The organism is Streptomyces tibetensis, from assembly GCF_040647715.1.
Classification (GTDB): Bacteria; Actinomycetota; Actinomycetes; order Streptomycetales; family Streptomycetaceae; genus Streptomyces; species Streptomyces tibetensis_A.
Genome location: NZ_JBEZCR010000006.1, coordinates 104,646 through 125,364 on the forward strand (window position 1 = coordinate 104,646; position 20,719 = coordinate 125,364).

21 protein-coding genes are annotated in these 20,719 nt (G+C 70.9%); 1 reads left to right on the forward strand and 20 read right to left on the reverse strand.

Annotation, left to right across the window (positions count from 1 at the left end):
- Positions 1–122: 122 nt before the first annotated feature.
- The 12 genes from coaBC to pyrR form a co-directional block, all read right to left on the reverse strand.
- The gene (gene coaBC / locus AB0B29_RS17550) at positions 123–1,325 is read right to left on the reverse strand and encodes a bifunctional phosphopantothenoylcysteine decarboxylase/phosphopantothenate--cysteine ligase CoaBC (protein ID WP_362240198.1); all 1,203 of its coding nucleotides are present in this window, start codon (positions 1,323–1,325) and stop codon (positions 123–125) included.
- 115 nt (positions 1,326–1,440) lie between these two features.
- Entirely contained in the window at positions 1,441–1,713 is a 273-nt protein-coding gene (gene rpoZ, locus AB0B29_RS17555; protein ID WP_003988945.1) for a DNA-directed RNA polymerase subunit omega, read from the reverse strand.
- 68 nt (positions 1,714–1,781) lie between these two features.
- Complete coding sequence (gene gmk, locus AB0B29_RS17560) at positions 1,782–2,375, reverse strand: guanylate kinase (protein ID WP_051814725.1); 594 nt, start codon at positions 2,373–2,375, stop codon at positions 1,782–1,784.
- 58 nt (positions 2,376–2,433) lie between these two features.
- Positions 2,434–2,757: an integration host factor gene (locus AB0B29_RS17565; protein WP_003977346.1), complete on the reverse strand. Its 324-nt coding sequence runs from the start codon at positions 2,755–2,757 to the stop codon at positions 2,434–2,436.
- A gap of 277 nt (positions 2,758–3,034) precedes the next feature.
- The gene (pyrF, locus tag AB0B29_RS17570) at positions 3,035–3,880 is read right to left on the reverse strand and encodes an orotidine-5'-phosphate decarboxylase (protein ID WP_362240201.1); all 846 of its coding nucleotides are present in this window, start codon (positions 3,878–3,880) and stop codon (positions 3,035–3,037) included.
- Positions 3,877–4,983 carry a quinone-dependent dihydroorotate dehydrogenase gene (locus AB0B29_RS17575; protein ID WP_362240204.1) on the reverse strand — a complete coding sequence of 369 codons (1,107 nt, stop codon included), beginning with the start codon at positions 4,981–4,983 and terminating at the stop codon, positions 3,877–3,879. The genes pyrF and AB0B29_RS17575 overlap by 4 nt, the downstream gene beginning before the upstream one ends.
- 70 nt (positions 4,984–5,053) lie before the next feature.
- On the reverse strand, positions 5,054–8,362 hold the full coding sequence (gene carB, locus AB0B29_RS17580) for a carbamoyl-phosphate synthase large subunit (protein ID WP_362240207.1): 3,309 nt from the start codon (positions 8,360–8,362) through the stop codon (positions 5,054–5,056).
- Positions 8,355–9,497 (reverse strand): glutamine-hydrolyzing carbamoyl-phosphate synthase small subunit, encoded by a 1,143-nt coding sequence (carA, locus tag AB0B29_RS17585; protein ID WP_362240209.1) that lies wholly within the window; start codon positions 9,495–9,497, stop codon positions 8,355–8,357. The genes carB and carA overlap by 8 nt, the downstream gene beginning before the upstream one ends.
- Positions 9,494–10,063, reverse strand: a complete 570-nt coding sequence (locus AB0B29_RS17590) for a PH-like domain-containing protein (protein ID WP_362240212.1) — start codon at positions 10,061–10,063, stop codon at positions 9,494–9,496. Before AB0B29_RS17590 ends, carA begins: the two co-directional genes overlap by 4 nt.
- A complete protein-coding gene (locus tag AB0B29_RS17595) occupies positions 10,060–11,346 on the reverse strand; it encodes a dihydroorotase (protein WP_362240214.1) in 1,287 nt (428 codons plus the stop codon). The genes AB0B29_RS17590 and AB0B29_RS17595 overlap by 4 nt, the downstream gene beginning before the upstream one ends.
- Before the next feature lie 5 nt (positions 11,347–11,351).
- On the reverse strand, positions 11,352–12,329 hold the full coding sequence (locus AB0B29_RS17600) for an aspartate carbamoyltransferase catalytic subunit (protein ID WP_358958224.1): 978 nt from the start codon (positions 12,327–12,329) through the stop codon (positions 11,352–11,354).
- A 100-nt stretch (positions 12,330–12,429) separates the two neighbouring features.
- Positions 12,430–13,005 carry a bifunctional pyr operon transcriptional regulator/uracil phosphoribosyltransferase PyrR gene (gene pyrR / locus AB0B29_RS17605; RefSeq protein ID WP_362240217.1) on the reverse strand — a complete coding sequence of 192 codons (576 nt, stop codon included), beginning with the start codon at positions 13,003–13,005 and terminating at the stop codon, positions 12,430–12,432.
- A gap of 266 nt (positions 13,006–13,271) precedes the next feature.
- Between pyrR and bldD the strand changes: the two genes are divergently transcribed.
- Positions 13,272–13,775, forward strand: coding sequence for a transcriptional regulator BldD (gene bldD, locus AB0B29_RS17610; RefSeq protein ID WP_006131213.1), 504 nt, complete (start codon positions 13,272–13,274; stop codon positions 13,773–13,775).
- Positions 13,776–13,970: 195 nt separating this feature from the next.
- Here bldD and nusB read toward each other — a convergent pair whose 3' ends face one another.
- The 8 genes from nusB to AB0B29_RS17650 all read right to left on the reverse strand — a co-directional run bounded on the left by nusB (position 13,971) and on the right by AB0B29_RS17650 (position 20,702).
- A complete protein-coding gene (nusB, locus tag AB0B29_RS17615) occupies positions 13,971–14,405 on the reverse strand; it encodes a transcription antitermination factor NusB (protein WP_344454648.1) in 435 nt (144 codons plus the stop codon).
- Positions 14,406–14,407: 2 nt separating this feature from the next.
- Complete coding sequence (efp, locus tag AB0B29_RS17620; RefSeq protein ID WP_185009096.1) at positions 14,408–14,974, reverse strand: elongation factor P; 567 nt, start codon at positions 14,972–14,974, stop codon at positions 14,408–14,410.
- A 53-nt stretch (positions 14,975–15,027) separates the two neighbouring features.
- A complete protein-coding gene (locus tag AB0B29_RS17625) occupies positions 15,028–16,143 on the reverse strand; it encodes an aminopeptidase P family protein (RefSeq protein ID WP_362240220.1) in 1,116 nt (371 codons plus the stop codon).
- A gap of 181 nt (positions 16,144–16,324) precedes the next feature.
- A complete protein-coding gene (locus AB0B29_RS17630; protein WP_362240223.1) occupies positions 16,325–17,200 on the reverse strand; it encodes a Pro-rich N-terminal domain-containing protein in 876 nt (291 codons plus the stop codon).
- Positions 17,201–17,362: 162 nt separating this feature from the next.
- Complete coding sequence (gene aroB / locus AB0B29_RS17635; protein ID WP_362240225.1) at positions 17,363–18,454, reverse strand: 3-dehydroquinate synthase; 1,092 nt, start codon at positions 18,452–18,454, stop codon at positions 17,363–17,365.
- On the reverse strand, positions 18,451–18,966 hold the full coding sequence (locus AB0B29_RS17640; protein ID WP_362240227.1) for a shikimate kinase: 516 nt from the start codon (positions 18,964–18,966) through the stop codon (positions 18,451–18,453). The genes aroB and AB0B29_RS17640 overlap by 4 nt, the downstream gene beginning before the upstream one ends.
- On the reverse strand, positions 18,963–20,147 hold the full coding sequence (aroC, locus tag AB0B29_RS17645) for a chorismate synthase (protein ID WP_362240230.1): 1,185 nt from the start codon (positions 20,145–20,147) through the stop codon (positions 18,963–18,965). The genes AB0B29_RS17640 and aroC overlap by 4 nt, the downstream gene beginning before the upstream one ends.
- 141 nt (positions 20,148–20,288) lie before the next feature.
- Positions 20,289–20,702: a hypothetical protein gene (locus tag AB0B29_RS17650; protein WP_362240233.1), complete on the reverse strand. Its 414-nt coding sequence runs from the start codon at positions 20,700–20,702 to the stop codon at positions 20,289–20,291.
- Positions 20,703–20,719 lie beyond the last annotated feature (17 nt).

Consider the following 20,719-nt stretch of genomic DNA (forward strand, 5'->3'; position numbering starts at 1 on the left):
TCTCGCCACTCGGGAGTGCTGTGACCTGCGGCACGGGCATTCTGCCCAATGCCGAGCCGCGTTGGCCAGAGGCGCCACGCCCGGGTCGACTCGTTTTCGAGCGGGCCCGGGGTGGTCGGACATCAGCGCAGACGCTCGGCCACCAGGTCCCAGACGGTCTCCGCCAAGGCTTCCTTGGGCCCGTGCGCCACGGCGGTCTCACTGCCGTCGGCGCCGAGCACGACCGCCTCGTTCTCCTCGGAACCGAAGGTCTTGCGCTCCCCCACCTCGTTCACGACCAGCAGGTCGCAGCCCTTGCGCTTGAGCTTGGCGCGGCCGTTGGCGAGGACGTCGTCCGTCTCCGCGGCGAAGCCGACGATCACCTGTCCGGCGCGGGCCCGGTCCCCGGAGATCTCCGCGAGGATGTCCGGATTCCGCACCAGGGTGACCGGCTCCGGCTCCTGGCCGTCCTTCTTCTTGATCTTCCCCGCCGCGTACACCGCCGGACGGAAGTCCGCCACCGCGGCCGCCATCACCACGGCGTCGGCGTCGGGGGCGGCGCGCAGCACCGCCTCGCGCAGCTGCACGGCGGTGCCGACCGGGACGACGTCGACGCCGGCCGGGGCGGGCAGCGTGCTGTTGGCCGCGATCAGGGTGACGCGGGCACCGCGGGCGGCGGCGGTGCGGGCGAGGGCGTAGCCCTGCTTGCCGGAGGAGCGGTTGCCGAGGAAGCGGACGGGGTCCAGGGGCTCGCGGGTACCGCCGGCGCTGACCACGACGTGCCGGCCCGTGAGGTCGGGCTCGGTGACGCCCCGGGCCAGGACGCGGCGGCAGACCTCGAAGATCTCGCCCGGGTCGGGCAGCCGGCCCTTGCCGGTGTCGACGCCGGTGAGGCGACCCACGGCCGGTTCGATGACGAGCGCGCCGCGGCGGCGCAGCGTCGCCACGTTCTCCTGGGTGGCCGGGTGCTCCCACATCTCCGTGTGCATGGCGGGCGCGAAGACCACCGGGCAGCGGGCGGTGAGCAGCGTGTTGGTGAGGAGGTCGTCGGCGAGGCCGTGGGCCGCCTTGGCGAGCATGTCGGCGGTGGCGGGGGCGACGACGACCAGGTCGGCGTGCTGCCCGATGCGGACGTGCGGGACCTCGTGCACGTCGTCCCACACCTCGGTGGAGACGGGGTTGCCGGACAGCGCGGACCAGGTGGCGGCGCCGACGAAGTGCAGCGCGGAGGCGGTGGGCACCACGCGCACGTCGTGGCCCGACTCCGTCAGCCGCCGCAGCAGCTCACAGGCCTTGTACGCGGCGATGCCCCCGCTGACCCCCAGAACGACCTTCGGCTTGTCCACGTCTCTCCCCGGACCTCGGCAACCGGCACACCGTACGACTCCATGACACACCACAGGCCCGGCAGTCGGCCTGCCGGGCCTGTGGTGCAAGTCAGCGTCAAGCTGTAAATCCTACTTACTGCGCCGGGCCTTCGACGGCCTCGGACGTCAGGAGCCCCGCGTTGATCTCGCGGAGGGCGATCGAGAGCGGCTTCTCGTGGACGTGGGTGTCGACGAGAGGACCGACGTACTCGAGGAGACCCTCGCCGAGCTGCGAGTAGTACGCGTTGATCTGGCGGGCACGCTTGGCCGCGTAGATCACCAGGCTGTACTTCGAGTCGGTGGCCTCGAGGAGCTCGTCGATCGGCGGGTTGATGATGCCCTCGGGCGCGGAGATGGAAGAGGACACGCTCTACCTTCCGATGGATGGGAAAGATTCTGTCGGGGTGATCGGCCGGCCGGAACGGTCGACGATGGTCACACGACGTCCATCAAGGCTAGCAGCTCACGCGCCACGTCCTCGACGGAGGTGTTGACCAGGGTGGTGTCGAACTCCGGCTCGGCCGCGAGTTCGATCTTCGCCGCATCGAGCCGGCGCTCGATCACCTCGGGCGGTTCGGTGCCCCGCCCGGTGAGTCTGCGGACGAGCTCCTCCCAGGAGGGGGGAGCCAGGAACACCAGCTGGGCCTCGGGCATAGACTCCCGGACCAGGCGGGCGCCCTGCAGGTCGATCTCCAGGAGCACGGGCTCGCCGTTCTCCAGGCGCTCCTGCACGGCCGCACGCGGCGTGCCGTAGCGGTTGCCGGCGAACTCGGCCCACTCCAGCAGTTCCCCGTTGGCGATGAGCTTGTCCATCTCGTCGTCGGAGACGAAGAAGTAGTGGACTCCGTGCTGCTCGCCGGGGCGGGGCTTGCGGGTCGTGGCCGACACGGAGAGCCAGACCTCGGGGTGTTCCTTGCGCATATGAGCGACGACCGTGCTCTTGCCGACCCCGGAAGGGCCGGAGAGCACGGTCAGCCGCGGACGTACGTCCGGGGGTACGGGGGACGTCCCCCGGGGTGTTGCAGCCATGCAGCGATTATCCAGCAATCGCGGAGTGCCCGGGACGCGCTTGCCCGGACTGCCCGGTTCAGGAGCCGGTGCTGCCGAACTCGCGCTCCAGGGAGGCGATCTGGTTGGAACCGAGGCCACGTACCCGGCGGCTCTCGGAGATACCGAGTCGCTCCATGATCTGCTTGGCGCGGACCTTGCCCACGCCGGGCAGCGACTCGAGGAGGGCGGAGACCTTCATCTTGCCGATGACGTCGTTCTCCTGGCCCTGCTTGATGACCTCGTGAAGGGAGGCGCCGGAGTGCTTGAGTCGATTCTTGACCTCGGCCCGCTCCCGGCGAGCCGCGGCGGCCTTTTCGAGCGCGGCTGCGCGCTGTTCAGGGGTAAGGGGCGGAAGAGCCACGCCTACGTCACCTCGGATGTCGAACTGTCGGATACGGACCGGTGAGGAACCTAGTCGCCCCACACCTGGGGAGCCACGAGCAACACACGCTTGCCCGTTCTCTCGTCGGAGACTAGCGGGCAAGTCCGCCGGAGTCATTGAGAACAGCGGAAAAGTCCTGGTCAGCCTTCATCTGAACGGACATTTAGGACATACTGCCCCGGATTTGAGGATGTATTCAGGCTCAAGGCCACCCCGGACCACTCATCGGAGGTCTCACCGGAAGGTCCGGACCGCCTCACGAGGACGTGACGACCTGACGGATCTCCTCCGCGAAGCGCTGGGCGGCGTCACGCAGAGCGACCACGTCGGGACCGTGGCGTAGCACTCCGCGGCTGACGTTCGGCACGACGTTGCGCACCGCCGCACCGAAGGCCCCCGGAAGATCGGCCGGCGTGGCGCCCTGGGCGCCGATGCCGGGCGCGAGGAGCGGGCCGTTGATGTCCAGGTCGTAGGTCGACAGATCACCGAGGGTGGCGCCGACGACCGCGCCGAAGGACCCCAGGGGCTCCTCCCCCGTGTTCTCGGCGGCCAGGTGCGCGAGCATCGTCGCTCCGACGTTCCGGCCGTCGGAGCGCACGGCGTGCTGGACCTCGCCGCCCTCCGGGTTGGAGGTCAGCGCCAGCACGAACAGTCCCGCGCCGCTCTCCCGGGCCAGCGCGACGGCCGGGCTGAGCGATCCGTAGCCGAGGTACGGCGAGACCGTCAGGGCGTCGGAGAACAGCGGTGCGTCCTTGTGCAGGAAGGACTCGGCGTAGGCGGCCATGGTGGAGCCGATGTCGCCGCGCTTGGCGTCCATCACGACCAGCGCACCCGCCGCCCGCGCCTCGGCGACGGAGCGCTCCAGCACCGCGACGCCGCGCGAGCCGAACCGCTCGAAGAACGCGCTCTGCGGCTTGAGCACGGCGACCCGGTCGGCCACCGCCTCGACGACCGTGCGGCTGAACCGCTCCAGGCCCGCCACGTCGTCGTTCAGGCCCCACTCGGCGAGCAGGGAGGCGTGCGGGTCGATGCCGACGCACAGCGGGCCGCGCTCGTCCATGGCACGGCGCAGGCGCGCGCCGAAGGGTTCGAGACCACTCATGCCGTCTTCCTCACGTCGGCGCCCACCGCGTCGGCGAGCGTGGCGTAGGGGCTGGTGGCCAGGCGTGCGGCGAGCCCCTTGTGGATCGCGCGGCCCCAGAAGGGCCCCTCGTAGATGAAGGCGCTGTAGCCCTGGACCAGCGTGGCACCGGCCAGGATGCGCTGCCAGGCGTCCTCGGCGTTCTCGATGCCGCCGACGCCCACCAGGGTGATCCGGTCGCCCACGCGCGCGTAGAGGCGGCGCAGGACCTCCGTGGAGCGTTCCTTCAGCGGCGCCCCGGACAGGCCGCCGGTCTCCTTGACCAGGGAGGCGTCGGACTTCAGGCCGAGTCCCTCGCGCGCGATGGTGGTGTTGGTGGCGATGATGCCGTCCAGGCCGAGTTCCACGGCGAGGTCGGCGACTGCGTCGACGTCCTCGTCGGCCAGGTCCGGCGCGATCTTGACCAGGAGCGGCACGCGGCGGGCGGAGACCGTGCGGTCGGCGGCCTCGCGGACGGCGCTCAGCAGGGGACGCAGTGCCTCGGTCGCCTGGAGGTTGCGCAGACCCGGCGTGTTCGGCGAGGAGACGTTGACGACGAGGTAGTCGGCGTACGGCGCGAGTCGCTCGGCGGACTTCACGTAGTCCGCGACGGCCTCCTCCTCCGGCACGACCTTGGTCTTGCCGATGTTGACGCCGACGACCGGCTTGAAGACGGGCGTCCGGGAGGCCAGGCGGGCGGCGACGCGGAGCGAGCCGTCGTTGTTGAAGCCCATGCGGTTGATCAGCGCCCGGTCCTCGACCAGGCGGAACAGCCGCTGCTTGGGGTTGCCGGGCTGCGGCTCGCCGGTCACCGTGCCGATCTCGACGTGGTCGAAGCCGAGCATCGCCATGCCGTCGATGCCGACGGCGTTCTTGTCGAAGCCGGCCGCGAGCCCGAAGGGGCCGTGCATCCGCAGCCCGAGGGCCTCGGTACGCAGCTCCTTGTAGCGGGGCGCGAGGGCGGCCGCGAGGAAGGTGCGCAGCACGGGCACGCGGGCGGCCAGGCGGATCCAGCGGAAGGCCATGTGGTGGGCCTGCTCCGGGTCCAGCCTCTTGAAGAAGAGACGGAAGAAAGTCTTGTACATGGTGTCCTCACGAGGACTCGGCGTCCTCACGAAGAGGGGGACACCGTTTCCGGTGTCCCCCTCGGGGCTGCTAGTCGCGGGCCGCGGTCAGGTGTTCCGCGTGTTCCTGGAGCGATCGGACGCTCACGTCGCCGCGGTTGAGGGCGTCGATGCCCTGGACCGCCGCCGCGAGGGCCTGGACCGTCGTCAGGCAGGGCACGGAGCGGGCCACGGCCGCCGTACGGATGTCGTAGCCGTCGAGGCGGCCGCCCGTGCCGTACGGGGTGTTGACGATCAGGTCGACCTCGCCGTCGTGGATGAGCTGGACGATGGTCTTCTCGCCGTTCGGGCCGGTGCCCTCGGACTGCTTGCGCACGATGGTGGCGTTGATCCCGTTGCGCTTGAGGACCTCCGCGGTGCCGGACGTGGCGAGCAGCTCGAAGCCGTGGGCGACCAGCTCGCGGGCCGGGAAGATCATCGAACGCTTGTCGCGGTTGGCGACCGAGATGAACGCGCGGCCCTTGGTCGGCAGCGGGCCGTAGGCACCGGCCTGCGACTTGGCGTAGGCCGTACCGAAGACCGAGTCGATGCCCATGACCTCGCCGGTGGAGCGCATCTCCGGGCCGAGGACCGTGTCGACGCCGCGGCCGTGGATGTCGCGGAAGCGGGACCACGGCATGACGGCCTCCTTGACGGAGATCGGCGCGTCGAACGGCAGCTCCCCGCCGTCGCCGTCGGCCGGGAGCAGGCCCTCGGCGCGCAGCTCGGCGATGGTCGCGCCGAGCGAGATCCGGGCGGCGGCCTTGGCCAGCGGCACCGCCGTCGCCTTCGAGGTGAAGGGGACCGTGCGGGAGGCGCGCGGGTTGGCCTCCAGGACGTAGAGGATGTCGCCCGCCAGCGCGAACTGGATGTTGATCAGCCCGCGGACCCCGACGCCCTTGGCGATGCCCTCCGTGGAGGCGCGCAGGCGCTTGATGTCGAAGCCGCCGAGGGTGATCGGGGGCAGGGCGCACGCCGAGTCGCCGGAGTGGATGCCGGCCTCCTCGATGTGCTCCATGACACCGCCGAGGTAGAGCTCCTCACCGTCGTAGAGCGCGTCGACGTCGATCTCGATCGCGTCGTCGAGGAACCGGTCGACGAGGACCGGCCGCGAGGGGCTGATCTCGGTCGACTCGGCGATGTACGCCTCCAGGCGCGTCTCGTCGTAGACGATCTCCATGCCGCGGCCGCCGAGCACGTACGAGGGGCGGACCAGGACCGGGTAGCCGATCTCGTCGGCGATGGTCTTGGCCTCGGTGAAGGTGGTGGCGGTGCCGTGCTTGGGGGCCGGGAGGCCGGCCTCCGCCAGGACCCGGCCGAAGGCGCCCCGGTCCTCGGCGGCGTGGATGGCCTCCGGCGAGGTGCCGACGATCGGCACGCCGTTGTCCTTCAGCGCCTGCGACAGGCCCAGCGGGGTCTGGCCGCCGAGCTGGACGACGACGCCCGCGACCGGTCCGGCCTGCTGCTCGGCGTGCACGATCTCCAGCACGTCCTCCAGCGTCAGCGGCTCGAAGTACAGGCGGTCGGAGGTGTCGTAGTCCGTGGAGACGGTCTCCGGGTTGCAGTTGACCATCACGGTCTCGTAGCCCGCGTCGCTCAGCGCGAAGGAGGCGTGGACGCAGGAGTAGTCGAACTCGATGCCCTGGCCGATGCGGTTCGGGCCGGAACCCAGGATGATGACGGCCGGCTTCTCGCGGGAGGCGACCTCCGTCTCCTCGTCGTAGGAGGAGTAGAAGTACGGCGTCTTCGCGGCGAACTCGGCGGCGCAGGTGTCGACCGTCTTGTAGACCGGGCGGATGCCGAGGGCGTGCCGGACCTCGCGGACGACGTCCTCGCGCAGCCCGCGGATCTCGCCGATCTGCGCGTCGGAGAAGCCGTGCCGCTTGGCCTCGGCGAGCAGGTCGGTGGTCAGCTCGGGCGCCTCGGCCAGCTCGTCGGCGATCTCCTTGATCAGGAAGAGCTGGTCGACGAACCAGGGGTCGATCTTCGTGTAGTCGAAGATCTCCTCGGGCGTGGCTCCGGCGCGGATGGCCTGCATGACGGTGTTGATGCGGCCGTCGGTGGGGCGCACCGCCTGCTCCAGGAGCTGGAGCTTGTCACCGGGCTCGCCGACGAAGGTGAACTGGCTGCCCTCCTTCTCCAGGGAGCGCAGCGCCTTCTGGAAGGCCTCGGTGAAGTTGCGGCCGATGGCCATGGCCTCGCCGACCGACTTCATGGTGGTGGTCAGCGTGCTGTCGGCGCTCGGGAACTTCTCGAAGGCGAACCGCGGGGCCTTCACGACCACGTAGTCGAGCGTGGGCTCGAAGGAGGCCGGGGTCTCCTGCGTGATGTCGTTCGGGATCTCGTCGAGGGTGTAGCCGACGGCGAGCTTGGCGGCGATCTTGGCGATCGGGAAGCCGGTCGCCTTGGAGGCGAGCGCCGAGGAGCGGGACACGCGCGGGTTCATCTCGATGACGATGACGCGGCCGTCGGCCGGGTTCACCGCGAACTGGATGTTGCAGCCGCCGGTGTCGACGCCGACCTCGCGGATGATCGCGATGCCGACGTCGCGCAGGATCTGGTACTCGCGGTCGGTGAGCGTCATCGCGGGCGCCACGGTGATCGAGTCGCCGGTGTGCACGCCCATGGGGTCGAAGTTCTCGATGGAGCAGACGACCACGACGTTGTCGTTCTTGTCGCGCATCAGCTCCAGCTCGTACTCCTTCCAGCCGAGGATGGACTCCTCCAGGAGCACCTCGGTGGTCGGGGAGAGCGTGAGGCCCTGGCCGGCGATGCGGCGCAGCTCCTCCTCGTCGTGGGCGAAGCCGGAGCCGGCGCCGCCCATGGTGAAGGAGGGGCGGACGACGACGGGGTAGCCGCCGAGCGTGTCGACGCCGGCGAGGACGTCGTCCATGGAGTGGCAGATCACGGACCGGGCGGACTCGCCGTGGCCGATCTTCTTGCGGACCTCCTCGACCACGTCCTTGAACAGGTCGCGGTCCTCGCCCTTGTTGATGGCCTCGACGTTGGCGCCGATCAGCTCGACGCCGTACTTCTCCAGCACACCCTGCTCGTGCATGGAGATCGCCGTGTTGAGGGCCGTCTGGCCGCCCAGCGTGGGCAGCAGCGCGTCGGGGCGCTCCTTGGCGATGATCTTCTCGACGAACTCGGGGGTGATCGGCTCGACGTAGGTGGCGTCGGCGATCTCCGGGTCGGTCATGATCGTCGCCGGATTGGAGTTCACCAGGACGACCCGCAGGCCCTCGGCCTTGAGGACGCGGCACGCCTGGGTGCCGGAGTAGTCGAACTCGGCGGCCTGGCCGATGACGATCGGGCCGGAGCCGATGACCAGGACGGACTGGATATCGGTGCGCTTAGGCACGCTGGCCCTCCATCAGGGATACGAAGCGGTCGAACAGGTAGGCGGCGTCGTGCGGGCCGGCTGCCGCTTCGGGGTGGTACTGGACGCTGAAAGCGGGGCGGTCGAGGAGCTGGAGCCCTTCCACCACGTTGTCGTTCAGACAGACGTGGGACACCTCGGCGCGGCCGAACGGGGTCTCGGAGACCTTGTCGAGCGGGGCGTCGACGGCGAAGCCGTGGTTGTGCGCGGTGACCTCGACCTTGCCGGTCGTGCGGTCCTGCACCGGCTGGTTGATGCCGCGGTGGCCGTACTTCAGCTTGAAGGTGCCGAAGCCGAGCGCGCGGCCCAGGATCTGGTTGCCGAAGCAGATGCCGAACAGCGGGGTGCCGCGCTCCAGGACGCCCCGCATCACGGAGACGGGGTGGTCGGCGGTTGCCGGGTCGCCCGGGCCGTTGGAGAAGAACACGCCGTCCGGGTTCACCGCGTAGACGTCCTCGACGGTGGCGGTCGCCGGGAGCACGTGCACCTCGATGCCGCGCTCGGCCATGCGGTGCGGGGTCATGCCCTTGATGCCGAGGTCGACGGCGGCGACGGTGTACTTCTTCTCGCCGATGGCCGGGACGACGTACGGCTCGGTGGTGGCGACCTCGGCGGAGAGGTTCGCGCCCTTCATCTGCGGGGCCTCCTGGACGCGGGCCAGCAGCGCGGCGTCGTCCCGGACGGCCTCGCCGCTGAAGATGCCGACGCGCATGGCGCCGCGCTCACGCAGGTGGCGGGTGAGGGCGCGGGTGTCGATGCCGCTGATGCCGACGACGCCCTGGGCGTCCAGCTCCTCGTCCAGCGTGCGCCGGGAGCGCCAGTTGGACGGCACGCGCGCGGGGTCACGCACGACGTAGCCGGAGACCCAGATCTTCCGGGACTCCATGTCCTCGTCGTTGACACCCGTGTTGCCGACGTGCGGGGCGGTCATGACGACCACCTGGCGGTGGTAGGAGGGGTCGGTGAGGGTCTCCTGGTAGCCGGTCATGCCGGTGGAGAACACCGCTTCGCCGAAGGTCTCCCCCACGGCCCCGTAGGCGCGGCCGCGGAAGACCCGGCCGTCCTCCAGGACGAGTACGGCGGGAGTTTTGGTGGCTCCCCTGGTGGAGGTGGTCATCGTTCGGCGCCTTCCCTGGTGTTCGTTTCGATCATGGAGTTGAGGGTCTCGACCCACTCGTGGTGCTCGGCCGCGTGGTCGGAGCGGAACCCGGAGTCGATCAGCCGGTCGCCGTGCTCCCAGGTGACGACGAGCAGGCCGCCCTCGGTGAGCACCTTGCCGGCGATGCCCTTGTCGAGCCGGGCCTCGCGCAGCGCCGCGGCCGGGACGAAGAAGTCGTCCGCGCCGGGGCGTACGACGTCGAGGCCGGCGTCCGTCAGGGTCAGCTCGGCCCGGCTGCGGGTGCCCAGGCCGTGCGCGACGATGCGGTCGAGCCACTGCCCGGCGGTGGTGGAGCCGTGGTAGCGGCCGCTCATGCTGAGCTTTGCGGGGCCCGGGTCGTCCGGGGTGACGGGCAGCTCGGGCAGGTCGCCCTGGAGGGTGCCGCGCCACTTCCAGCCCTCGCGCATCAGCCAGTAGACGAGGGCGACGAACAGGGCGAGGCCGACGACCCAGCCGATGCGGGCGGCCCAGTCGGTCACTTGCGCCGATTCCTTCTCGGCGGCCAGCAGGAGTACAGGTGTCACGTGAGCTTCCCGTCGACGAGCGTGGCCTTGCCCCGCAGCCACGTGTGCGTGACACGGCCCGGCAGCTCACGCCCCTCATACGGGGTGTTGCGGCTGCGCGAGGCGAAGCCCGCGGGTTCCACGAGCCCACGGTATGCCGTGTCGACCAGGGTGAGGTTGGCGGGCTCACCTGCCGAGACGGGACGTCCGTGGCCCGTGGCCTGTCCGATCTGCGCGGGCTTGACGGACATCCGGTCGGCGACGCCCGCCCAGTCCAGCAGACCCGTGTCGACCATGGTCTCCTGCACCACCGACAGCGCGGTCTCCAGCCCGACCATGCCCATGGCGGCCGCGGCCCACTCGCAGTCCTTGTCCTCGTGCGGGTGCGGGGCGTGGTCGGTGGCGACGATGTCGATCGTGCCGTCGGCGAGCGCCTCGCGCAGGGCCATGACGTCGCGCTCGGTGCGCAGCGGCGGGTTGACCTTGTAGACGGGGTTGTAGGTGCGCACCAGCTCATCCGTGAGGAGGAGGTGGTGCGGGGTGACCTCGGCGGTGACCTGGATGCCGCGGGACTTGGCCCAGCGGACGATCTCGACGGAGCCGGCGGTCGACAGGTGGCAGATGTGGACGCGGGAGCCGACGTGGTCGGCGAGCAGGACATCCCGGGCGATGATCGATTCTTCGGCCACCGCGGGCCAGCCCCCGAGGCCGAGCTCGGCGGAGACGACGCCCTCGTTCATCTCGGCGCCCTCGGTCAGCCGCGGCTCCTGCGCGTGCTGGGCGACGACACCGCCGAAGGCCTTCACGTACTCCAGGGCCCGGCGCATGATCACGGCGTCGTGGACGCACTTGCCGTCGTCGGAGAAGACGGTGACGCCGGCGGCGGACTCGTGCATGGCACCCAGCTCGGCGAGCTTCTTGCCCTCCAGGCCGACGGTGACCGCGCCGATGGGCTGGACGTCGCAGTAGCCGTGCTCCTTGCCGAGCCGCCAGACCTGCTCGACGACACCGGCGGTGTCGGCGACCGGGAAGGTGTTGGCCATGGCGAAGACGGTGGTGAAGCCGCCGGAGGCGGCGGCGCGGGTGCCGGTGAGGACGGTCTCGGAGTCCTCGCGGCCCGGCTCACGCAGGTGGGTGTGCAGGTCGACCAGGCCCGGCAGCAGCACCTTGCCCTCGGCCTCGACGACCTCGGCGCCCTCGGCGCTCAGACCGGCACCCACCTCGGCGATGGTCCCGCCGTCGATCAGGACGTCCTGCGGCTCGCCGCCGAGCACCTTCGCACCACGGATCAGGATCTTGCTCATCTGTCTTACTTCTCCTCGGTGCGGGGGTGGGTGACGGCGGGTTCGTTCCCACCGAGCAGCAGGTACAGGACGGCCATCCGGATGGACACTCCGTTTGCGACCTGCTCGACGACGGTGCAGCGGTCGGAGTCGGCGACCTCGGCGGTGATCTCCATGCCGCGGACCATCGGGCCGGGGTGCATCACGATGGCGTGCTCGGGCATCCGCGCCATGCGGTCGCCGTCGAGGCCGTAGCGCCGGGAGTACTCGCGCTCGGTCGGGAAGAACGCGGCGTTCATGCGCTCGCGCTGGACACGCAGCATCATCACCGCGTCGGACTTCGGCAGCGTGCTGTCGAGGTCGTAGGAGACCTCGCAGGGCCAGGTCTCGATGCCGACCGGCAGGAGCGTCGGCGGGGCGACGAGGGTGACCTCGGCGCCGAGGGTGTGCAGCAGGTCGACGTTGGAGCGGGCGACCCGGCTGTGCAGGACGTCGCCGACGAGCGTGATGCGCTTGCCTTCGAGGTCGCGGCCGAGCCCGGCGTCCGGGCCGATCAGGCGGCGGCGCATGGTGAAGGCGTCCAGCAGGGCCTGGGTGGGGTGCTGGTGGGTGCCGTCCCCGGCGTTGACCACGGCCGCGTCGATCCAGCCGGAGTTGGCGAGGCGGTACGGGGCTCCGGAGGCGCCGTGCCGGATGACGACGGCGTCGACGCCCATCGCCTCCAGGGTCTGGGCGGTGTCTTTCAGGGACTCGCCCTTGGAGACGCTGGAGCCCTTGGCGGTGAAGTTGATGACGTCCGCGGACAGCCGCTTCTCGGCGGCCTCGAAGGAGATCCGGGTCCGGGTGGAGTCCTCGAAGAAGAGGTTGACGATCGTGCGGCCGCGCAGGGTCGGCAGCTTCTTGATCGGCCGGTCGGCGACCCGTGCCATCTCCTCGGCGGTGTCGAGGATCAGGACGGCGTCGTCGCGGGTGAGGTCGGCGGCCGAGATGAGATGACGCTGCATCTGTCAGGCTCCGTAAGGCAGTTCATTCGGGAGATTCGGGGCAGACGGGCGCGCGAGGGCGCACTGAGCGGGCGTACGACGGCGGCGTACGCCTGGAGCGCTACTGAGAGGTCGGCTTGGCACCGAGCAGCACGGTGTCGCGACCGTCCTCCTCGGCGAGCTGGACCTTGACCGTCTCCCGCAACGACGTGGGGAGGTTCTTGCCGACGTAGTCGGCGCGGATGGGCAGTTCGCGGTGTCCGCGGTCGACGAGGACGGCGAGCTGGACCGCGCGCGGGCGCCCGAGGTCGTTCAGGGCGTCGAGGGCGGCGCGGATGGTGCGGCCGGAGAAGAGCACGTCGTCGACGAGGACGACGAGCTTGCCGTCGAGGCCGTCACCGGGGATCTCGGTGCGGGCCAGCGCCCGCGGCGGGTGCATGCGCAGATCGTCGCGGTACATGGTGATGTCGAGCGAGCCGCACGGGACCTTGCGCTCGGTGATCTGCTCGAGCTTGTCGGCGATGCGCCGGGCGAGGAAGACGCCACGGGTCGGAATGCCGAGGAGCACCACGTCGTCGGCGCCCTTGGCGCGTTCGACGATCTCGTGGGCGATGCGGGTCAGCACCCGCGCGATGTCGGGCCCTTCGAGAACGGGCCGGGCATCGGACTGCGTGTCGCGCGTGTCGTGCGTGTCCATACGAAACGGACCTCCTTCTCCGCCTCACGGGACGGACCTTAAAGGACGTCGAGATTGCGCCATACACGGTAGCAGGTCCCGGTGATCGCCCGAACGGCCCCCTTGGATCACCCACTCGGCGCAACGGAACGCCGATACCACGGAAGAGTCGGTGCGGACCATTCGGCTTGACGCGGCAGAGTAACGCTGCGTAACCTCACAGTGAGTTACCAGCCGCGCGGCCTGGCACCCACGCCAGACGCGTCGACACAGTGCCGGGGAGCTATATGTCCAGCGAATACGCCAAACAGCTCGGGGCCAAGCTCCGGGCGATCCGCACCCAGCAGGGCCTTTCCCTCCACGGTGTCGAGGAGAAGTCCCAGGGACGCTGGAAGGCGGTCGTGGTCGGTTCGTACGAGCGCGGCGACCGTGCCGTGACCGTGCAGCGCCTTGCCGAGCTGGCGGATTTCTACGGCGTTCCGGTGCAGGAACTGCTTCCGGGCACGACCCCGGGCGGGGCCGCCGAGCCGCCGCCGAAGCTGGTCCTGGACCTGGAGCGGCTGGCCACGGTGCCGGCCGAGAAGGCGGGCCCCCTCCAGCGCTACGCGGCCACGATCCAGTCGCAGCGCGGTGACTACAACGGCAAGGTGCTGTCGATCCGCCAGGACGACCTGCGCACACTGGCCGTCATCTACGACCAGTCGCCGTCGGTCCTGACCGAGCAGCTGATCAGCTGGGGCGTCCTGGACGCGGACGCGCGCCGCGCGGTGGCGTCCCACGAGGACGCCTGACCGCTTGGCGGGTCCGGAGGACGGTCCAGCAGAAACGTGCCGCCGGGGTGGCCGAAACCGTATGGTTCTCGGCCGCCCCGGCGGCGTTGTGCGTCCCTGCCGGAGCCTCGGCTGCACCGGGACGCACGGAGACGTACGGAAACGCCGGAGGGCCCGCAGCGGTGACGCTGCGGGCCCTCCGGCATGTGGTCCGTGTCAGACCTCGTCGCGGCGGAGCGAGGGCTTGAGTTCCTTCAGCCGGCCCAGCAGGCCGTTCACGAACGAGGGCGACTCGTCCGTGGAGAACTCCTTCGCCAGCTGCACCATCTCGTCGAGGACGACGGCGTCCGGCGTCGCGTCGACCCAGATCAGCTCGTAGGCGCCGAGCCGCAGGATGTTGCGGTCGACGACGGGCATCCGGTCGAGGGTCCAGCCGACGGAGTACTGGGCGATCAGCTCGTCGATGCGCTTCGCGTGCTTCGCGTAGCCTTCGACCAGTTCCATCGTGTACTCGCTGACCGGCGGCTGCCGGGTGTCCGCCCGGGACAGCCGGACCCAGTCCGCGAGGACGGTCAGCACCTCGGCACCGCGCTGGTCCCCCTCGAAGAGGATCTGGAAGGCGCGCTTACGGGCCGTGTTGCGGGCAGCCACGGTTAGCTGTTCACCCGGCCGAGGTAGTCACTGGTGCGGGTGTCGACCTTGATCTTCTCACCGGTGGTGATGAAGAGCGGCACGTTGATCTGGTGGCCGGTCTCCAGGGTGGCGGGCTTGGTGCCGCCCGTGGAGCGGTCGCCCTGGACGCCCGGCTCGGTCTCCTGGATGACGAGCTCGACGGCGGCGGGCAGCTCCACGAAGAGCACCTCGCCCTCGTGCTGCGCGACGGTGGCGGTGAAGCCCTCGATCAGGAAGTTCGCGGCGTCGCCGACGGCCTTCTTGTCGACGTGCAGCTGGTCGTAGGTCTCCATGTCCATGAAGACGAAGTACTCGCCGTCCATGTAGGAGAACTGCATGTCGCGCTTGTCGACGGTGGCCGTTTCGACCTTGACGCCGGCGTTGAAGGTCTTGTCGACGACCTTGCCGGAGAGCACGTTCTTGAGCTTGGTGCGCACGAAGGCCGGGCCCTTGCCGGGCTTGACGTGCTGGAACTCGACGACGGACCAGAGCTGGCCGCCTTCGAGCTTGAGCACCATGCCGTTCTTGAGGTCGTTCGTGGAAGCCACGGTTGCGGAATCTCCTGGACTGACGTACGACCCCGGGGCACGCACCTGCCTGGCTACAGGGCGAGCAGCTCCTTGGTCGTGATGGTGAGTAGCTCGGGTCCGCCGTCCGCCTCGGGGCGGACGACGAGCGTGTCATCGATCCGGACACCGCCCCGGCCCGGGAGGTGGACCCCCGGTTCGACGGTGACTGGCACGCAAGCGTCCAGTTTACCCATGGCCGCGGGACTCAATTGAGGGTCCTCGTCGATTTCGAGCCCTACACCGTGTCCGGTCAGGATCGTGAGGCCCTCGGTGTACCCCGCGGAGTCCAGGACCTGGCGGGCGGCGCGGTCGACGTCCCGGCAGGCGGCGCCGGGTACCAGGCTCTCACGCCCGGCCCGCTGGGCGGCGAACACCAGGTCGTACAGCTCGATCTGCCAGTCCGCGGGAGCCGTGCCGATGACGAAGGTGCGGCCGATCTCGCAGCGGTAGCCGCGGTACGTCGCGCCGAGGCAGACGGAGAGGAAGTCGCCCTCTTCGACGCGGCGGTCGGTGGGCCGGTGCCCGGGCCGGCCGGAGTTCGGGCCGGTGGCGACGGAGGTCGGGAAGGCCGGCCCGTCCGCCCCGTGGTCCACGAGTCGCCGCTCGAGTTCGAGGGCGAGGTGGCGCTCGGTGCGGCCGACGAGGATCGACTCCAGCAACTCGCCCAGGGCCTGGTCGGCGATCTCGGCGCCGATGCGCAGGCAGGAGATCTCCTCCTCGTCCTTGACGACCCTGAGCTGCTCGACCGCGCTGCCGAGGCCCGCCAGGCGCAGCCCGGGGGCGACCGAGCCGAGGGCGCGGTGCCGGGCCACGGTGAGGTGGTGCTCCTCCACGGCGAGGGAGTCGGCGTCCTGGTCCTGGGCGAGGCGGGCCGCCGCGACGGCTGGGTCACCTCCGCCGACTCCGGGCAGGGTGTGGACGCGCAGAGCCTCGTCGGGGCGCTCCTGTGCGGGGCGGTCGGCCGTCGGCCCGGCACAGACGAGGAGGTCCTGCTCCTCGGTCCTGCCCAGCAGCAGAACGGCGTCGTGCGGGGCGGCGCCCGCGAGATAGCGCACGTTGGCGGGGCGGGAGACCAGCGCCGCCGCGCTGCCGCCCGCGTTGCAGTATTCCCTCAGACGCGTCCGGCGGGCCGCGTACACCTCTGACATGACCCGAGCGTATGAGCTTCGCCGGTTTTGCGCTGGTTGAGGGCGGCTGAGTGGGCGGTGCCTGGTGTGTCCGGGGGGGGTGGGGTGCTGTTTCGGGAGGGAGCCGTGCCGCGTGAGGCCGTGTGCCGTCCGCGGCTGTGTGGGGGCTGGTCGCGCAGTTCCCCGCGCCCCTATGGGGCGCTTACCACTGGGGTGGGCTGGCGATCGATCTGGCGAGGACGTCGTCCAGGACGCGTGCCGTCTCCGGGACGTCCAGCTGGGAGTTGTCGATGATCGGCAGGCCGGATCCGTACCAGCCCGCCATACGGCCGTGGATGCGGGCGACCTCCTCGTCCGACAGGCGTCGGTTGCCCGAGCGCTCCGCGTTGCGTTCGAGGACGATGTCCAGCCCGGGCAGGAGGACGACCGGCAGCAGGCCCGGTCCGACGTGGCGCTTCCAGCCGCCGAGGCCGACGACCGGGCGGTCGGGGAAGACCGCGTCGTCGAGGATGCACGAGATGCCGTTCGCCAGGAAGTTGCGCGCAGCGAAGCCGCAGGTGCGGCGGGCCAGGCGGTACTGCGCCTCGGAGTTGTCGTTCCACCCGGACTGGGGGTCGGCGAAGCCGGAGCGGACCCACTCGCGTACGTCGTCGAGGCTGATGTGGGCCGTGGGGACCCGGCGGTGGTCCGCCCAGTACTTGGCGACGCTGGTCTTGCCCGCGCCCGCGGGGCCGATGAGCAGCACCGCGAGTGTCGTACCGGCGGGGTCGGGAGCCGCCGCGGCGGGCGGGGTCATGGGCACGGCCACGGGACCGCCGGGCGGCAGCGGCACATGGCCGGTGGCCTCCGGCGCCGACGGGGCACAGGAGGAGGCCGGCCCGGGCGGGGGCGCCTGATATCCCGGCGCCGGGGGCGGCGGGGGCACGGGCACCGGGGGCGGCGGAGGCACGGGCACCTGGCCCTGGTGGGCGCCCGCGTTCTGCGGGCCGGGGTGATGTGCGGCCGGCGACCAGCCCGTGGCCGGTCCGTGCCCCGGCTGATGGGGCGGCGGCAGCGGAGAACCCACTGCGTGCTGCATCCGGTGCCACTCCGTCTCGTACAGGCGATGGGCGCTGACAGGGAGGTGTATCCCCCGTCCACCGAACGGTACCGCCCCTGGTCGTCGATGTGTGAACGGCCGGGGGCGGCCCGAAGTGCCCGGCTCCGTAGGTGAATTCGGGCGGAAGGCGCGCCGGAGGACTTACTGCCCGACTTCGCCGTACGCGGCGAGCAGCACGGCCGGGTCGGGTCCCTCCAGGACGGTGGGCTTGGCCAGACCGTCGAGGACGATGAAGCGCAGCAGGTTGCCGCGGGACTTCTTGTCGACCTTCATGGTCTCCAGCAGCTTGGGCCACTGGTCGTGCCGGTAGTGCAGGGGCAGTCCGACCGCTTCGAGGATCGTGCGGTGGCGGTCGGCCGTCGCGTCGTCCAGCCGGCCCGCCAGGCGCCCCAGTTCCGCCGCGAAGTGCATGCCGACGGAGACCGCCGCGCCGTGGCGCCACTTGTAGCGCTCGTTCTTCTCGATGGCGTGGCCGAGCGTGTGCCCGTAGTTGAGGATCTCGCGCAGGCCCGACTCCTTCAGGTCCGACGACACGACGTCGGCCTTGACCCGGATGGAGCGCTCGATGAGCTCGGCGGTGTGCGGGCCGGCCGGGGTGCGGGCCGCCTCGGTGTCGGACTCGATGAGGTCCAGGATCACCGGGTCGGCGATGAACCCGGCCTTGATGACCTCGGCGAGGCCGGAGACGTAGTCGTTGACCGGCAGGGAGTCCAGCGCGGACAGGTCGCAGAGGACACCGGCGGGCGGATGGAAGGCGCCGACGAGGTTCTTGCCCTCGGCGGTGTTGATGCCGGTCTTGCCGCCGACGGCCGCGTCCACCATGGCGAGCACGGTGGTGGGGATCGCGATCCAGCGCACGCCGCGCAGCCAGGTGGCCGCGACGAACCCGGCCAGATCGGTGGTCGCACCACCGCCGACGCCGACGATGACGTCGGTGCGCGTGAACCCGGACTGGCCGAGCGCCTTCCAGCAGTAGGCGGCGACCTCGGCGGTCTTGGCCTCCTCCGCGTTGGGCACCTGGATGGCGATGGCCTCGTAGCCCTGCTCGGCCAGGTCGGCGCGCAGCGCGTCACCGGTCTCGGCCAGTGCCTCGGGGTGGAGGATCGCGACCCGCTGGGCCTTCTCGCCGACCAGCCCGCCGAGTTCACCCAGCAGCTGCCGGCCCACCAGGACCTCGTACGGGTCGGTGCCCGCCGTGCCGCCGACCTGGATCCGGGTGACTGCCTCGCTCATGCTTCCTTCAACTCCAGTGCGTCCAGGGCGGCTTCGGTGACCTCTTCGGGCGTCCGGCCGTCGGTGGCGACCACGGCCGTGGCGACCTCTTCGTACAGGTGGCGGCGGGCCTCCATCAGCTCGCGCCACTGCTTGCGCGGGTTGACCGCGAGCAGCGGACGGGCCGCGTTGAGGCCGGTGCGCTTGACCGCCTCCTCGACGTCCATCGACAGGTACGCCACCCGCTGCGCGGCGAGCAGCGCGCGCGTGTCGGCATCGAGGATCGCTCCGCCGCCCAGGGCCAGGACGCCGTCGTGCTCGGCGAGCGCCCGGTGCACGGCCGCCTTCTCGATGGTGCGGAAGGCGGGCTCGCCCTCGTCGACGAAGATCTCGGCGACGGTCCGGCCCTGCTCGGCGGCGATGTCGTCGTCGGTGTCCCGGTAGGAGACGTCGAGGCGTGCGGCGAGCAGCTGCCCGACGGTGGACTTGCCCACACCCATCGGGCCGACCAGGACGACCAGCGGGCCGCTCATCGGATGGCGAGGTTGTCGAGGTACGACGTGACGTTGCGCCGGGTCTCGGCCACCGAGTCGCCGCCGAACTTCTCCGCGACCGCGTCCGCGAGCACCAGGGCCACCATGGCCTCGGCGACGATGCCCGCGGCCGGGACCGCGGACACGTCGGAACGCTGGTGGTGGGCCTGCGCCGCCTCACCCGTCGTGACGTCCACGGTCTGCAGGGCACGCGGCACGGTCGCGATCGGCTTCATCGCGGCGCGCACCCGCAGCAGCTCACCGGTGGTCAGACCGCCCTCGGTGCCGCCGGAGCGGCCGGTGGTGCGCCGGATGCCCTCGTCGGTCTTCACGATCTCGTCGTGTGCCTTGGAACCGGGGATCCGGGCCAGGTCGAAGCCGTCGCCGATCTCGACGCCCTTGATCGCCTGGATGCCCATCAGGGCACCGGCGAGCCGGGCGTCCAGCTTGCGGTCCCAGTGCACATGCGAACCAAGACCCACGGGCACGCCGTACGCCAGGATCTCGACCACACCGCCGAGGGTGTCGCCGTCCTTGTGGGCCTGGTCGATCTCCGCGACCATCGCCTTCGACGCGTCGGCGTCCAGGCAGCGCACGGGGTCCGCGTCCAGCTTCTCGACATCGGCCGGGGTCGGGTAGACGCCCTTCGGCGCCTTGGCCGCCGCCAGCTCCACGACGTGGCTGACGATCTCGACGCCGGTCGTCTCCTTCAGGTACGAGCGGGCCACCGCGCCCAGCGCCACGCGTGCGGCCGTCTCACGCGCGGACGCGCGCTCCAGGATCGGCCGGGCCTCGTCGAAGCCGTACTTCTGCATGCCCGCGAGGTCGGCGTGGCCGGGGCGCGGGCGGGTCAGCGGGGCGTTGCGGGCGAGCCCGTCGAGGATCTCCGGGTCGACCGGGTCGGCGGCCATGACCTGTTCCCACTTGGGCCACTCGGTGTTGCCCACCATGATCGCGACCGGGGAGCCGAGGGTGAGGCCGTGCCGGACGCCGCCGAGGAAGGTGACCTCGTCGCGCTCGAACTTCATCCGGGCACCGCGCCCATAGCCCAGGCGCCGCCTCGCGAGATGGTCCGCCACCATGTCCGTGGTGATCGGCACACCGGCGGGAAGACCCTCCAGCGTCGCCACGAGTGCGGGACCGTGGGACTCCCCCGCGGTCAGCCAGCGCAACCTGCTCAACGGTGCTCCTCAGTGCTCGCGCTCTGGTACTGCCCTGCGTACGCGCCTCGTCGCGTACGGCGACGGCGTGACCGGGTGCGCGGCCCGGTCCACCATCTCCGATCCTCCCACGCCGGGGCCCCCTTCCCGGCGGCCGGTCCATCAAGCGGACGCGTTCGCGGACGGACCCTCGCCCTGACGCTGCTGCGGCGCGTACGCGCCGAGGAAGTCGGCACCGCTCGGCTGCTGCGCGGGCTGCGCCTGTTGCGGGGCGTAGGCCCCCAGGTGGTCTGCGCCGCTGCCCTGCTGCTGGGCCGGCCCTGCCTGCTGCGGCGCGTACTGCCCCAGGTAGTCCGCACCGCGCCCCTGCCCGTACTGGGCCGCCGCATGGATCGGCTGCCCGTTGCGGAGAGCGCGCCGGTAGGCGATCTTGCGCTTGATCTTGACGACCCAGGACGCCACGACGGCGAGCACGATCAGGGCGAGCACCGTGATCTGCACCCAGTCGGGCAGGAATCCCAGCAGGGACTCGAATATCTGGGACTTGACGGACGCCTGAGGCAGGCCTGCGGACATGACGGACGTTCCCCTCC